Below are 15211 nucleotides of genomic sequence, written 5' to 3'. Positions count from 1 at the left end.
TGGTATATAAAAAACATCTTCAAAATTGAAGATGTCTACTTTTGAACTATCTTAAAACGTTTTAAAAATTTTATTGTCATGATAGATTATCGCTTTACTAACAAAATTCCCAGCCAGCTCTCCAAAACTTTTAACTTTCTTCACAATTCTTTCAAAGTAATCACACTTAATCCCGCTATATTAAATAAGTAGTTATTCATATAGGGAAGGTTAGGGGAACAAAGAGTATGAAAGTAAATCGTTCGCTTCATTACATTTTTTGGCGTTGGCATTTTTATGCTGGGCTTTTTATTACGCCGCTTCTTATTACATTGTCACTAAGCGGAATTGGGTATTTATTTCGGGAGGAAGTTGAAGATTTCATCTATAAAGATTTATATTTTGGGAAGAGTGCTCAAACAGAATCTATTTCGATGGCTGATTCTATTTCCTTAACAGAAAAAAAGTATCCACACTATAGTGTGTCGAAAATTAGTGAGTTTAATGGGGATTATAATACGAGACTTACGATTACAAATGAGTATACTGGGCAACAAAAATATGTGTATTTAGATAATAATAATCAAATTGTTGGGGATCAAAACGCAAGTGAAACGTTTGCCAATATCATGCGGGAATTACATAGTTCTCTTTTAGTTGGTGGCACTGTCGTTAACTATACTGTAGAACTTGCGGCATGCTGGACAATCTTCTTAATTGTGACTGGGTTGTATATGAGTATACGCCAGTTCAAAAACACACCGGCATCCAATAAGCGAGAAAAAGCAAAACGACGTCATTCTATTATCGGTATTATATTTACAATTCCACTCGTTCTGCTAGTCGCATCTGGATTGCCGTGGTCAGGATTTATGGGCAACCAAATTTATAAAATCGCATCGTCAAATGAATCTCTCGGATATCCGAAATTGTATATGGCACCACCTGAATCAAAGGTAAAAGAATTACCGTGGGCAACTAGAAAAGAAGCGCCTCCTGAATCGAATTCAAATGAACCGAAAGCAATTTCTGTAGATGAATTACAAAAAGGAATTGAGATAAAGAAGCCATATGTTATCTCACTACCAGCTGATCCGAAAGGTGTGTTCACTGTTTCAAAATCAAGCGGTTCCGGTATTACAGGTATGCATGTTGCACCAAATGAAGAAATAACAGCTTATTTTGATCAATATAGCGGAGAACTTATTTCCAAAACGGACTATCGTGATTATGGATTACTTGCACAATGGTTCACTTACGGTATCCCGCTTCATGAAGGTCATTTATTCGGATGGCCCAATAAAATATTATGCTTACTAACGACATTATCTTTACTGCTTCTTATTTATTACGGAATAAAAATGTGGTTAGCAAGAAAGCCGAAAGGAAAATTAGCAGCACCGCCAAAGCAAAGAGATAAGAAAAGTATAGCCGTTTTCTTTATCATGATGGTTATACTAGGGGCTATCATGCCTTTATTCGGACTATCTGTTTTAGCTATTTTTGTGATTGAACTTCTTATATATGTATTTTCAAAAATACGATCATAATAAAAAGCATTTGTACTACCGTGTACAAATGCTTTTTTATTTACTATTTTCTTTTTTTCTACCACTTATTAAAAAGACAATATCTACTATAATAATCAATACAATAATAACTTGAGCTACATAATCCATCGTTGTAGGACCACCAGCTTTATTCATCATCATATACATTCCAGTTACAAATGAAATGGAAAGTAGCACGAGTAATGTAACCTCAATATGGTCATATAGCTTTTGAAACAATCTCTTCATTTTTGCCACCACCTTTACCATATTATAACAAAAAACCACTCTACATGAGTGGTTTTCTTTATCACTGCGCCGTTTTCTTTCGGTACATCTTCCCGTTCCAATAGAAGAATCGTGAAGTGAGACCACCGTATTTTACAATGCGCCTTGCCATTTTGTGCATATTCTTTTGTGCTGATACTTTTTGGTCTGATAAATAAATACCAAGTAATCCTCGGCTTATGAGACGATGAAACTTCGCATGAGGCAAATCACCAATGCTCTTCTCTGCTTCTTCTACAAAATGTTTCATACGATCTAATATCACTTGCTCGTTTTCATAATAACTACAGAAATTCAAATCCCCGCCGATGCGGTCTTCTTCTTGATCAATGAAATAATCAAGTAAAATATGAAGTCCTTGTACGTAAGGAAAATATCCTTGTCTAATTTTCGCAATATCTTCATCATGTAATTCATCATGAAAGGCATATGCGACAAGACAGAAGATTCCAAGCGTAGAACCGGCACATGCTGAAAATTCAAACCAACTCATCTCCGGTAAGTTTTCTTTATGTGCTTCAAACCATGTTTGTAATCTTGGTTCTCTTTCTTCTAATTTCACATGTTTATGAATTTGCAGATCACAATAATAACAAGCAAGTTCATGAAGAATAGGAGCAATTTTGTCATAGTGCTTCGTTTTCTTTAAAACATTTTGGCATGTTTCAACAAGTTCATCTAAATAACCACCATCATCTTGATCATCACGATAACGATAATAATTACCGCCACCTTCTACTTCAGGTGATAATGCCATTAACATGGACTCATGCAACGCGGCAAAATCATTTGGATCAAGTGATGTACTGCGATCACATAAATTATCTAAGTAGTCACTAATCGTTTGATATGCGACGATAAAACGAATACATTCCTCTCGGTGTTCATTTGCTAATAGTGCTAAAATGCCACCGCCTTCGCAATGAAACGTTTTATGCTCAATACTTGCGATTGCCTGACTATGAAGCTCATCATTCGGAATATGGTAGGCACGCTCTTTCCACATCGCTAGCTCATGGTGTACAACCGGAAACACATCACGGTATACTTTCGCCATGAGCGTTATGGGATTACTCGGTACGTTCACTTCTTCCTTCATCTCCTCTATTCAATGTACAAATAATTTACTTATTTGTTTCTATTATGTTATTGATGCGTATTTCAGTAAATGACTGAATATAATTCAAAATTTCATCACGCTCATACTCATTTAATAACTCATGATAACAATTCGGCCATTCTTTAAAAGCCTTATCACTTATTTTAACATTATCAAACCAAGTGCGGACACGTGTTTTATCTACAAGTTTATCCTCACATGCTTGCATTAGCAAGAGCGGAACATCTGGAAAATCATCTATTTTTTTATGAGCGATTTCAATAGACTTAATTAATTCACTATACCAACGTACTGATACTTTGCGCAAGAACAATGAATCGTTCTCCATCGCATCTCTCACTTCATGATTACGCGTTGACATTTCCACTGTAAGATTCGTTGCGAATTGCAATTTTGGAGCGATAACATTTAATATTTTTGCGGCAGCTTGCAGCGGTGCAGAAGGTCCAGCTAATACGCCTAAACATGGCGAACTTAAAATAATGCCATCTACATCTTCTCTCTTCGTCTCTTGCATCATACGAATGACGATAAGACCACCCATACTATGACCAAATAAAAAGATAGGCAACCTATACTTCCTTGCCTCTTTCACCCATAATTTAACTTCCTCTATGTATTCATCAAACGAATCAATATGTCCTCTATTTCTTGAAGTCGTTCCATGTGACGGAAGGTCCCCCATCACGACGTGGTAGCCGATATGATTCCACATTTCCGCAACGGCTTCATAACGCCCGTGATATTCCATTGCGCCGTGTACAATAACGATTACAGCTTTTGCTTCCTCCGCTTCATAATTCCACATACGGCTCTCCTCCATTTCACTCTTTCTCATAATTTGATACACTGAAACTAGTCTCTAGGAAAGGAAGGCTTTACATGATATATCCTTACAAAGAAAAAAATCCGAAAATTGCGAGTAGTGCTTTTATCGCTGACTATGTTACCATTACAGGCGAGGTCTCAATTGGGGAGGAATCAAGTATTTGGTTTAATACAGTCATCCGCGGTGATGTGTCACCAACAATTATTGGAGACCGCGTAAATGTACAAGACCAATGTACACTCCACCAAAGCCCACAGTATCCTCTTATTTTAGAAGATGACGTAACAATTGGGCATCAAGTGATTTTACATAGCTGCCATATTAAGAAAGATGCTTTAATTGGAATGGGATCTATTATATTAGATGGTGCTGAAATTGGCGAAGGAGCCTTTATCGGTGCTGGAAGCCTCGTTTCACAAGGAAAGAAAATTCCGCCAAACACATTAGCTTTCGGTCGCCCAGCAAAAGTCGTTCGTGAATTAACAGAAGAAGACCGTAAAGACATGGAGCGAATTCGCACACAATATGTTGAAAAAGGTCAATATTATAAATCATTACAAAAATAATTTTACTGCTGCCATAATACTGGCAGCTTTTTTATATAAAGTGAAACTTTAATCAGTGGGGGTTTTGTTCATCCCCCACTGATTATTAGTTGAACCAATCGGGCTTTTACGGGCAGTTGATCCCCCACCTAATTTCTTTGCTTCCGCTGAATTTTGAGGTGGGGATCTTACTGCCCGTTAATGCGGGATAAAATCTAACTTTTTCTTTACAAAACATTATTACTCGCTCAACAAAATCTTATTAAAATAAAAGCTAATATCTCCATATATATGTAAACGAGGGAGGAGAATTTTCATGAAGGTCAGTGGACTGTATAAAATAGAATGTTACATTTTCAAAGGAATTAACCGCTACTTTGATCAAAAAATGTTAAATATCTTTTTCAGCAATATTACTCATATCGGTGGCGCGACTTTCTCTATCGCACTCACACTGTTCTTTTTAATTTTCGCAGATGGAACTTTGCATCAAGCTGCAATTGCAACTGCTATTTCGTTAGCAATTAGCCATGTCCCTGTGCAAATATTAAAAAGATGGTATCCACGAAAACGTCCTTATTTAACAATTCAGGATGCAAAATATCCAGTCCATCCATTACAAGACCACTCTTTCCCGTCTGGTCACACAACAGCCGTTTTCTCTGTCTTTATTCCATTTATTTGCTATAATCCAAGCTTACTTATTTTTCTATTACCGTTAGCATTATGCGTTGGTATTTCGCGCATTTATTTAGGGCTTCACTATCCGTCTGATGTATTCGTCGGTATGTGCCTCGGCACTTGCTCTGGCATCATCTCTTTTTATCAATTCATCCCACTTTTCACATAAAGGAGTGATATGATGAGAGTCGCCATTTTTACCGATACTTTTACGCCACAAGTGAACGGGGTTGCGAAAACGTTAGAGCGGTTAACACGATATTTTCAGAAAGAAAATATCGCCTATTCTGTTTTCGCACCTCAGCATACAGCTGAAGATAATTTCGTAGCGAATGTGAACAAGATGAGAAGTATCCCGTTAACAATATTATATCCAGAATGTCGCTTTTCTTTTCCTACTCCGCGCATTAAACGAGAACTTCTTTCCTTTAAACCTGACATGATTCACATTGCTACACCTTTCAACATGGGACTTTGTGGATTGTATTATGCAAAAAAGTTAAACATACCAGTTGTCGGTTCTTATCATACTGATTTCGATGCTTATTTACGCTATTACAAAATCGAATTTCTCTCCAATATGCTTTGGAACTATTTAAAATGGTTTCATAGTCATATGCAAAAAAATTTCGTTCCATCCCCTGAAACATTACATCAATTAAAAAATAAAGGCTTTCAGGCTCTCTCTATTTGGGGACGGGGTGTAGATTGCAATCTTTTTCATCCAGCTTACAATACAGACCTATTCCGGAAAAAATATAATATTACAGCGAAGTATGTCCTTTCCTATGTTGGACGGATTGCCCCTGAAAAAGATATTGATACGTTGCAAAATCTTATCATTAAATCAACGCATACTCGAAACGATATTCATTGGCTTATAGTAGGAGACGGTCCTCTAGCAACAAATTTGCGTGAAACTGTTCCGCAAACAAATGTCACGTTTACTGGCTATTTACAAGGCGGGGATTTAGCTGAAGCATATGCTTGTTCTAACTTGATGGTATTTCCATCAGCCACTGAAACATTCGGAAATGTTGTACTTGAATCGCTTGCATGCGGCACACCTGTCATCGGTGCAAATAGTGGCGGGGTTAAAAATATTATTACAGATGGAAAAACAGGAGTTCTTTGTCCGCCCAAAAATGAGGACGCATTTCTATCATCCATTTATTCTTTATTACAAAATGAAGAAAAAATGGAGCAGCTGGGAATAGCAGCTTCATCTTATGCGAAATCAAAAAGCTGGGATGAGATCTTTCGTGGCTTGCTTAACGAATATGAAGAAGTCCTTCAGCATAACGAATCCGAGTTGCTTGCTTAAATAGAAAAACTCCCTTCAAAAAACGAAGGGAGTTTATTATACAATTGTAAAATTTACTTAAATAAATGATACACAAGGTGAAATATTATATTATTCCTATATTCATTATAACAAAAATAAACATAACTAAATAGACTTGTAATAAAAACCCATAAAAATTAAAATATGGTTATACAGTATTTTAACTGTATAGTGATTTTAAGAAATTCCCCTTAAAATCAACTTACTCACATACCTTTATACAGTAATTGTTCCCCAATTTCTGTATACAAAAAAACCTTTCATTCATTTGAAAGGTCTTTTTGAGCCTGCACATATTCTTCTTTCGTATTCACATTTATAAACCAATCCGCATTTGCTTGTACATCTTCACCAGCAATATATTTCACATTACATTGTGATAAAAGCTGACCCATACTTCTTTTTTCTTCTTGAAGCAAAGCATAAATCTTTTCTTTCACGCGGTTATGGTACGCTGCAAGTAACGGTTGTTTTCTTCCATTAATAATAGGTACAACTGCATCATATTCATTGCTTGTTTGCCCTAATAAAATGGTAAACCATTCATGCGAAACATTTGGCGCATCGCAAGGCATAATAGCGTACCAATCTGCTTCTATGTATTCCATTCCTGATACAATTCCAGCAAGTGGCCCGTTCCCTTTATAGTGCGGAATATCTTCGATAACAGGAACTTGTACGAGTTTCTCTACTCGCTCTTTTATATGAGAATGACTAATGACTACAACTTCTTGGAGCGTGCTTGTCATCACTTTCAAAATATGCTCAATAAAAGTACTCCCTTGCCAACTCGCTAACGCTTTCGGCTCACCGAATCTACTCGACATACCACCTGCTAATACAATTCCAGCATACTTACTCATTGGCGATGCAACTCAAATGTAATATGACCTAATTCTGGTAAAATTAATTTATTCATCGCAAGGCGAACCGCTCCGCTAGATCCTGGCATCGAGAAGACTACTTTACGCCCAATTGTGCCGCCGATCGCTCTACTTAACATTGCGCTGCTTCCGATATCTTCTAAATAACTAATCATGCGGAACAACTCACCAAATCCAACAATTTCTTTATGTAATAACGCTGATACTGCTTCAATTGTGACATCGCGCTTCGTAATACCAGTACCGCCATTTGTTAACACGACATCAACATCTTCCCTATGATAACCAGCTAACACTGCTTGCTGAATACTTTCTTTATCATCTTTCACAATTTCATAAGAAGTCACTGTATGGCCCGCTTCTTTTAACAATTCATGTAATAGTTGACCGCTCTTATCTGTCTCTTCTGTACGTGTATCGGAAATTGTTACGATCTTGCAGCGCACTTCTTTTGGCGCTTGTTTTTTATGTTCGGTTACGCTCATTTTTTCATCTTTCCTTTCTTAAAGACTTTTCTTCATTTTATCATACATATGTTTACACAATTATGTATGAAGCCAACACTACGCCATGATACAATATAAGTATACTAACCCACAAAAAGGAAAATGCACTTTCTTATACTCCTTAGACTACATACCTTTAGCTACTCTTTATATTTTCTACATACATAGAATTCAATTTTAAAACTTGTACTAAAAAATAAATTGGAGGTCTATCTATTATGGAACTATACAAAAAATTAACAACAACATTCATCCTCTTATTTATCGCTTCCATCACTGTCGGCTTTTCTCTAAAAGGCGCAATTCCATACGCTACATTAATAAGTATTATATGCGCAACACTATTTTTACTAAGCAGTGCCTTTTGCGCGGGTAAAGCACGTCAAATGAAAGGTTGATTACATATGTTCCTTAAGAAACCTATCCTTTGTAAATCATGTAAAAAGGAAATACAAACGTATGAAAAGGCTTGGATTCATATGCCATTTCCAGCAAGTAGTATGACGAATATGAGAAAGTATATTGAACTAGAAGGACAGGTTTATTGTAGCTCGTGTGTTGAAATAATGAACAAAAAATAGTAAATATAAAAGGGGGACTTACATTGTTTGAATCAAACCGTATCCAGTTACGAAAGTTTTCCGAAGATGATATTCTAACATATTATAAATGGCATAATGATATGGACGTTATGAGTTCAACTACTCTCACTCTTGATAAATATTCCCTTCAAGACACAGAAAAACTTTGCCAGCAATTTATTCATTCTCCGAACTCTAAGAGCTATATCATTGAAGAAAAAGCTACGCATCTTTCAATTGGTATTACTTCTTTAATACATATTGATTCGTATAATCGAAACGCTGAATGTATTATTGATATTGGTAACAAGGGTTACTGGGGGCAAGGTTATGGGAAGGAAGCTTTCACCTTATTATTGGATTATGCATTTTTAGAATTAAATTTACATCGCCTTTCTTTACGAGTATTTTCTTTTAACGATAGAGCAATTAAATTATATAAATCGCTCGGTTTTCAACATGAAGGAACTTGTAAAGAAGCTATATTCCGCAATGGCACTTGGCATGATATTGAATTCTTCGCTTTATTCCAACGTAATTATATATAAAAAAAAGCTTTGCGCTCACCGCGCAAAGCTTTTTTTCATATATTATAGACCAGCTTGCTCTTTTAAAGCTGCAGCTTTGTCTGTACGTTCCCATGATAGATCTACATCAGTACGTCCGAAGTGGCCGTAAGCTGCTGTTTGTTTGTAAATTGGGCGACGTAAGTCTAGCATTTTAATAATACCAGCTGGGCGAAGATCGAAGTTGTTACGAACTAGTTCTACTAGTACGTCTTCAGATACTTTACCAGTGCCGAATGTATCAACTGAAATTGATACTGGTTGCGCTACACCGATTGCGTATGCAAGTTGTACTTCTGCTTTCTCAGCAAGACCAGCTGCTACGATGTTTTTCGCAACATAACGAGCTGCATATGCTGCAGAACGGTCAACTTTTGTTGCATCTTTACCAGAGAATGCACCGCCACCGTGGCGAGCGTATCCACCGTAAGTATCAACGATGATTTTACGTCCTGTTAAACCAGCATCACCTTGTGGTCCACCAATTACGAAGCGACCAGTTGGGTTAATAAAGAATTTTGTTTCTCCATCGATTAATTCTGCTGGTACTACAGCTTTAATTACGTGCTCTTTTAAGTCGCGATCGATTTCTTCCCATGTAACATCTGGGTGATGTTGTGTAGAAATTACGATAGTATCAACACGTACTGGTTTACCATTTTCATCATACTCAACTGTAACTTGCGTTTTTCCATCCGGACGTAGGTATGATAATGTATCATCTTTACGTACTTCAGTTAAACGGCGAGCTAATTTGTGAGCAAGCGAGATTGGAAGTGGCATTAACTCTTGTGTTTCATTACATGCGAAACCAAACATTAAACCTTGGTCTCCTGCACCAATTGCCTCAATCTCAGCGTCAGTCATTTGACCTTCGCGTGCTTCTAGCGCTTGGTCAACACCCATAGCGATGTCAGCAGATTGCTCATCGATAGATGTTAAAACTGCACAAGTTTCTGCATCGAATCCGTATTTTGCGCGTGTGTAACCAATGCCTTGAATTGTTTCACGAACGATTTTTGGAATATCTACGTAAGTAGAAGTCGTAATTTCCCCCGCTACCAATACTAAACCAGTTGTTACAGTTGTTTCACAAGCTACACGTGCATTTGCGTCTTTTGATAAGATCGCATCTAAAATTGAATCAGAAATTTGGTCACAAATTTTATCTGGATGTCCTTCAGTTACAGACTCAGATGTGAACAGATGACGTTTTTTTGTCATGTGGTAAACCTCCCTACAGTAATTGTATATATTGTACGGAACTCATCCTTAATTTGCCACAGATTGCGACATACATTTATTCTCCCACACAAGCATACAGAAAAACCTTTCCTACATAATAGAGAGGAAAGGTTTAATTTGCTACTTGCATACTGCTTTTTGCCCTTCGCTCTTATCGTTCGAGACCTGTAGCCTCGCACAGGTTTTAGCACCTATTCACTTGTGTTTACCAATACAAGTGAGGTTGCTGGGCTTCATCGGGCCTGTCCCTCCGCCAGCTCGGGATAAGAGAGTATCCGTCCCAACCTATACTAAAGAAATGATATTCATTTGTCAATTAATATTCACATTTTCCTGAAAGTTTTTCTCAGTGCGCCTGAAATGAAATATTAATAAGGAAATAATGCATTCACACAAACAAAAAGAAATAAATAGTATACATTATTTATATAATTGTGTTATACTCTTGTTGGGGATTACGAGAAATATTTCATTAAATGAAAAGGATGGTATATAAATATGAGTACTGTGAATGTCCAAATTGGTTTACATGAATTATTGAACGGAAGCAATGCACAGATTCAACTAAGTGTTCCGCAATTAGTGGAAAAAGTATTAATGCGAAATGAAGGGAAATTAACTTCGACTGGTGCCGTTTCTGCTTCAACTGGAAAATATACAGGACGTTCTCCTAAAGATAAATTTATTGTGAAAGAAGCATCGGTTGCTGACAAAATTGCTTGGGGAGCAGTGAACCAACCGATTTCTGAAGAACATTTTAATAAATTATATACGAAAGTTTTAGAATACTTAAAAGAGAAAGAAGAGTTATTCGTCTTCAAAGGATTTGCAGGCGCTGACCGCAATTACCGCCTACCAATTCAAGTTATTAATGAATATGCATGGCACAATTTATTTGTACATCAACTATTCATTCGTCCAACTGAAGAAGAATTAACAACTCATGAATCAGAGTTCACAATTGTTTCTGCACCGAATTTCAAAGCTGATCCAGCTGTTGACGGTACAAACTCTGAAGCATTCATTATGGTTTCATTCGAAAAACGTATCGTACTAATTGGTGGTACAGAATACGCTGGAGAAATGAAAAAATCAATCTTCTCTATTATGAACTTCTTATTACCTGAACAAGATATCCTTTCTATGCATTGCTCTGCAAACGTAGGTGAAGAAGGCGATGTAGCATTATTCTTCGGTTTATCTGGAACAGGTAAAACAACATTATCAGCTGATCCAAACCGTAAATTAATCGGTGATGATGAGCACGGTTGGTCTGATAACGGTGTATTCAATATTGAAGGCGGTTGCTATGCAAAATGTGTAAACCTTTCTCACGAGAAAGAACCACAAATTTTTGATGCAATCACATTTGGATCCGTTTTAGAAAACGTTATCATTAATGATCAAACGCGTATCGCAGACTATAACGATACTACTTTAACAGAAAATACTCGTGCTGCATACCCTATGCATGCGATCGACAATATCGTACTGCCAAGTGTTGCAGGACACCCAAATACAATTATCTTCTTAACTGCTGATGCATCTGGCGTATTTCCTCCAATCAGTAAGTTATCAAAAGAACAAGCTATGTACCATTTCTTAAGTGGTTACACTAGTAAACTAGCAGGAACAGAGCGCGGCGTTACATCTCCGCAAGCGACATTCTCAACTTGCTTCGGTTCACCATTCTTACCACTTGATGCATCTCGCTATGCTGAAATGCTTGGTGAAAAAATCGAGAAACACGATGCGAAAGTATTCTTAGTAAACACTGGCTGGACTGGTGGCGAATACGGCGTTGGTAAACGTATGAACTTAGGTTACACTCGTGCAATGATTCAAGCAGCATTAAACGGTGAACTTGCGAAAACTGAAACAGCTAAACATGACATCTTCGGTCTTGAAGTTCCACTTCACGTACCAGGTGTACCTGACGAAGTGTTAATGCCTGAACAAACTTGGGCTGATAAAGCTGCTTACAAAGCAAAAGCAATCGAACTTGCAAATGAATTCAAAGCTAACTTCAAAAAGTTCGACAGCGTATCTGAAGACATTATTAACTTAGGCGGCCCAATCGCTTAAGCTCAAACTTTCTGTTGGAATAACCCTTTACTCATATGAATAAGTGTCGTGTAACCGTAAAGTTTCGCGTACTCACCGACAAAACCCAATGCGGCTTAACGGTTACACACACTTACATAAAAAAGAAGCTTACGTTTTTCACGTAAGCTTCTTTCTATATCTTATATAAAGTGAAACGTTACTCTCTTCATCTGTAACTTAGTTTGTTAATTTACAGAAATTTCACTTTATATTTATTTGTTTTTCATGATATAATTTACATATATAGGAAGGGGTGAAACCTATGAAAAATTTTTCTCGTACAGGAAAAATTTTATTCAGTTACGGAGCGTTCCAAATGTTTTTGGGACTTGTAATGCTTAACGTTAATTTATTTGAGCATACAAGTGAAACGATAAAATATATTATTCTAATTACCGGAATAGTTTTTTGCATTATATCCAACTTTTTTAAAGAACCTAAGAATCATACCACGAAGTGATTTCACGTTAACTTATTGGAAGCAAAAACCTGTATTTTATGCAATGTTTCGCTTCCTGTTATACTATTCATCGCTGGCCCCCTTACTCCAGGAGAAATCCCTTTCCACTCAGACAAATCACAGTTTCGAACATATAAATTATATTCCCACTCACTACATCCCTCTGGTTTTACTCCGCATGGGGCGAAAACAGGCTCTGACCGCTTCTATCCCCCGCTGGATCCTCTATTCCAGAGTAACCCACATTTCCACTCAGGCAAATCACGGCTTCGAACATATAAATTATATTCCCACTCACTACATCCCTCTGGTTTCACTCCGCGTGGGGCGAAAACAGGCTCTGACCGCTTCTATCCCCCGCTGGATCCTCTATTCCATCTAAAAGATACTCTTTATCTTTTTATCTTTTTAGCTCTTTGTTAATTCTTTCTCATCTTTCATACTATAGTATCCTAAATTCACAACAATTAAGAAATAACCGCCCATAATCCCTACTGCAAATGCCCACATAACCATATGGTGCTCAATTTCGTACATAATAATAGCGCCTAAAATAGCAGCCGCAAAACGATTAAACATACCGAGCGTCGGCGCTTTCGTTTTCTTTACGATACTATCTCCAAGCTTCTCAATTCGTCTCCCTAAAAGCCACACGCAATACATACTTACAATAAGTCCAATTCCTGCACCTAAAAAATGTGCTGAAAACGGTGTTACCATCCAGCCTAGCAAAAGAAAACCTAGTATATAATACGATTGAATTTTAAACGACCTTAACGACATACTAATCATGCTGTTCTCCTCTTCCTCAGTAATTTTTATCTATCCAACAAAAGACTTCTTTCAAGTTCATACTACTTAAACCCATTTCACTCAAATAAAAAACAACATAAACGGTATGTTTATGTTGTTTAAATGTTTTTAGAAAATAATATTATACAAGATTTTAAACATCATATTTTCATAATTTGTGACGTTTTTTCAAACATTTTTCGTCCATTTATGAAAAAATTGATATCAATCTATGAACATACGGATATGATGTAATAAGTACACAAATAAAGGGGGCGTCTAATGATTTATTTTTTAATGGCTCTCATTCACCTCATTATCCCTGCACTTATTGGACTTTCATTGTATTGGTACACGAAGAACCATAGTATTTTCTACGCTGTCCTCGGTGTCCTTCTTCCGGGTATTATTCTGATTACTCTCTTCCGTATTCCATTTTTAAACTTAATTCCACTTATTACTGCGATCTTATTTCTCGTCTTCTTACCAAAAATAAAAAAATAGGAAAGCAGATCATAGGTGATCTGTTTTCCTATTTTGATATAGGTTCTCCTGCAGTAGAATGAATGTTTACTTTCTCTGATTTCACAAACCATAGACCGAAGAAAATAATAATTCCACCGATTATTTGTTGAAACGATACATATTCATCTGCCCATACAGCTGCAAATAAAACGGCAACAAGCGGCGTTATATACATATATACCATCGTATGTGACGCCCCAATTTTTTGAACGCCTACATACCACATCACTAAACCAAATACTGTTACAAAGAAAATAGAATATAGTAAAGCAAATAGAGTCATTCCATGTGTAATGTAAAATGGCATTGTAAATACATGTGGTCCACTTAATAATAAGAGCGGAATCGCGCCAACTAATGCTGACCATGCGGTAACACGTAATGCTGAATATTTTTTAATTAATGGACCAGCTAAAACAGGATAAAGCCCCCAGCATATTGATGTAATGAGTCCAATCCCATTCCCGTAAAAAGAACTAGCCAGTGAATGCCCTGCTACTAAAACTAAAGCTGCCCCACCAAAAGCAATGATAGAACCGATGAGCTTTCGAGAAGAAAACTTTTCTTGTTTTAAGAAAATCACAAATACAGTTGTAAAAATAGGTGAAATAGAAATGAGTAAAGAGGCATTTGTAGCGGATGTATATTTAACAGTTTCCATAAATAACGTTTGATACAGTACAATACCTACAACGCTAACGATGATTAATCTAGGTATATCTTTTCTCTCCATATAAACCGACTTTTCAATAAAAAATGTAAGGAGTAACATAAGCGGTGCCGCCGATATCATCCGAAGTGCAGTAAACTCAATTGCTGTAAATTCTAAAAGTCCATATTTCGCAATCGTAAAATTAATCCCCCAAATAATAACGACTGCTAAAATTAATAACTCAATTCCCCATCTTCTCATGCGTATCCCCTCCGCAAATAAAATTATACAGAAAATTCAATCATATGTACATTTCATTATGTGAAAAAATCTTTTTATTGTATGAAACGTTTTGGGGCATGAAATTATATCAGCGATTTTCTGAATATATCAGCGCAACTCTGATTATATCGGCGATTTTCAAAATATATCGGCGCAACTCGAATTATATCAGCGATTTTTTAAATATATCGACTTATCAACAAAAAACGACAATAATAGCGACTTATACAATAAAAAAGGTGGTTCCAAAATACATTTTGGAACCACCTTTTCTT

The 15211-nt window shown here is 36.6% G+C and carries 17 protein-coding genes and 1 riboswitch; of the genes, 9 read left to right on the top strand and 8 right to left on the bottom strand.

Annotation, left to right across the window (positions count from 1 at the left end):
• Positions 1-227 precede the first annotated feature (227 nt).
• The gene (locus QCI73_RS03780) at positions 228-1529 is read left to right on the top strand and encodes a PepSY-associated TM helix domain-containing protein (protein ID WP_327922311.1); all 1302 of its coding nucleotides are present in this window, start codon (positions 228-230) and stop codon (positions 1527-1529) included.
• Positions 1530-1565: 36 nt separating this feature from the next.
• On the opposite strand, the gene QCI73_RS03775 is transcribed toward QCI73_RS03780, so the two are convergent.
• The 3 genes from QCI73_RS03775 to QCI73_RS03765 are packed head-to-tail and all read right to left on the bottom strand — an operon-like array spanning position 1566 to position 3745.
• Positions 1566-1799, bottom strand: coding sequence for a hypothetical protein (locus QCI73_RS03775; RefSeq protein ID WP_262724658.1), 234 nt, complete (start codon positions 1797-1799; stop codon positions 1566-1568).
• 40 nt (positions 1800-1839) lie between these two features.
• Positions 1840-2904: a tetraprenyl-beta-curcumene synthase family protein gene (locus QCI73_RS03770; RefSeq protein ID WP_353822525.1), complete on the bottom strand. Its 1065-nt coding sequence runs from the start codon at positions 2902-2904 to the stop codon at positions 1840-1842.
• A gap of 37 nt (positions 2905-2941) precedes the next feature.
• A complete protein-coding gene (locus tag QCI73_RS03765; RefSeq protein ID WP_353822524.1) occupies positions 2942-3745 on the bottom strand; it encodes an alpha/beta hydrolase in 804 nt (267 codons plus the stop codon).
• A gap of 74 nt (positions 3746-3819) precedes the next feature.
• On the opposite strand from QCI73_RS03765, the gene QCI73_RS03760 reads away from it, so the two are divergent.
• The 3 genes from QCI73_RS03760 (at position 3820) to QCI73_RS03750 (ending at position 6316) form a co-directional block, all read left to right on the top strand.
• Positions 3820-4332, top strand: a complete 513-nt coding sequence (locus tag QCI73_RS03760) for a gamma carbonic anhydrase (protein ID WP_353822523.1) — start codon at positions 3820-3822, stop codon at positions 4330-4332.
• A 295-nt stretch (positions 4333-4627) separates the two neighbouring features.
• Entirely contained in the window at positions 4628-5161 is a 534-nt protein-coding gene (locus tag QCI73_RS03755; RefSeq protein ID WP_353822522.1) for a phosphatase PAP2 family protein, read from the top strand.
• A 12-nt stretch (positions 5162-5173) separates the two neighbouring features.
• Positions 5174-6316, top strand: a complete 1143-nt coding sequence (locus QCI73_RS03750) for a glycosyltransferase family 4 protein (RefSeq protein WP_353822521.1) — start codon at positions 5174-5176, stop codon at positions 6314-6316.
• A gap of 281 nt (positions 6317-6597) precedes the next feature.
• Here QCI73_RS03750 and QCI73_RS03745 read toward each other — a convergent pair whose 3' ends face one another.
• On the bottom strand, positions 6598-7200 hold the full coding sequence (locus tag QCI73_RS03745; RefSeq protein WP_353822520.1) for a molybdenum cofactor guanylyltransferase: 603 nt from the start codon (positions 7198-7200) through the stop codon (positions 6598-6600).
• Complete coding sequence (locus tag QCI73_RS03740; protein ID WP_000117134.1) at positions 7197-7706, bottom strand: MogA/MoaB family molybdenum cofactor biosynthesis protein; 510 nt, start codon at positions 7704-7706, stop codon at positions 7197-7199. Before QCI73_RS03740 ends, QCI73_RS03745 begins: the two co-directional genes overlap by 4 nt.
• Before the next feature lie 239 nt (positions 7707-7945).
• On the opposite strand from QCI73_RS03740, the gene QCI73_RS03735 reads away from it, so the two are divergent.
• Together QCI73_RS03735 and QCI73_RS03730 are read left to right on the top strand one after the other, a co-directional pair.
• On the top strand, positions 7946-8125 hold the full coding sequence (locus QCI73_RS03735) for a hypothetical protein (protein ID WP_327922306.1): 180 nt from the start codon (positions 7946-7948) through the stop codon (positions 8123-8125).
• Between the two features lie 206 nt (positions 8126-8331).
• The gene (locus tag QCI73_RS03730) at positions 8332-8856 is read left to right on the top strand and encodes a GNAT family N-acetyltransferase (protein WP_353822519.1); all 525 of its coding nucleotides are present in this window, start codon (positions 8332-8334) and stop codon (positions 8854-8856) included.
• Between the two features lie 42 nt (positions 8857-8898).
• On the opposite strand, the gene metK is transcribed toward QCI73_RS03730, so the two are convergent.
• Entirely contained in the window at positions 8899-10098 is a 1200-nt protein-coding gene (gene metK / locus QCI73_RS03725; protein WP_000163115.1) for a methionine adenosyltransferase, read from the bottom strand.
• Positions 10099-10267: 169 nt separating this feature from the next.
• Positions 10268-10389: riboswitch (SAM riboswitch) on the bottom strand.
• 228 nt (positions 10390-10617) lie between these two features.
• Between metK and pckA the strand changes: the two genes are divergently transcribed.
• Positions 10618-12204 (top strand): phosphoenolpyruvate carboxykinase (ATP), encoded by a 1587-nt coding sequence (pckA, locus tag QCI73_RS03720; RefSeq protein ID WP_353822518.1) that lies wholly within the window; start codon positions 10618-10620, stop codon positions 12202-12204.
• Between the two features lie 283 nt (positions 12205-12487).
• Complete coding sequence (locus QCI73_RS03715; RefSeq protein ID WP_353822517.1) at positions 12488-12685, top strand: hypothetical protein; 198 nt, start codon at positions 12488-12490, stop codon at positions 12683-12685.
• A gap of 408 nt (positions 12686-13093) precedes the next feature.
• On the opposite strand, the gene QCI73_RS03710 is transcribed toward QCI73_RS03715, so the two are convergent.
• Positions 13094-13477, bottom strand: a complete 384-nt coding sequence (locus QCI73_RS03710) for an ATP synthase subunit I (RefSeq protein ID WP_000624921.1) — start codon at positions 13475-13477, stop codon at positions 13094-13096.
• A gap of 282 nt (positions 13478-13759) precedes the next feature.
• Here QCI73_RS03710 and QCI73_RS03705 point away from each other — a divergent pair, with 282 nt between their 5' ends.
• On the top strand, positions 13760-13981 hold the full coding sequence (locus QCI73_RS03705) for a hypothetical protein (protein WP_000639043.1): 222 nt from the start codon (positions 13760-13762) through the stop codon (positions 13979-13981).
• 28 nt (positions 13982-14009) lie between these two features.
• Here the strand turns inward: QCI73_RS03705 and QCI73_RS03700 are convergent, their stop codons facing one another.
• Positions 14010-14915, bottom strand: coding sequence for a DMT family transporter (locus QCI73_RS03700; protein ID WP_327922305.1), 906 nt, complete (start codon positions 14913-14915; stop codon positions 14010-14012).
• Positions 14916-15211 lie beyond the last annotated feature (296 nt).

It is taken from the genome of Bacillus cereus group sp. MG16 (genome assembly GCF_040459875.1).
GTDB lineage: Bacteria > Bacillota > Bacilli > Bacillales > Bacillaceae_G > Bacillus_A > Bacillus_A paranthracis.
The sequence above is the reverse complement of the archived record's forward strand: the minus strand, read 5'-3'. Positions and strand labels throughout refer to the sequence as shown.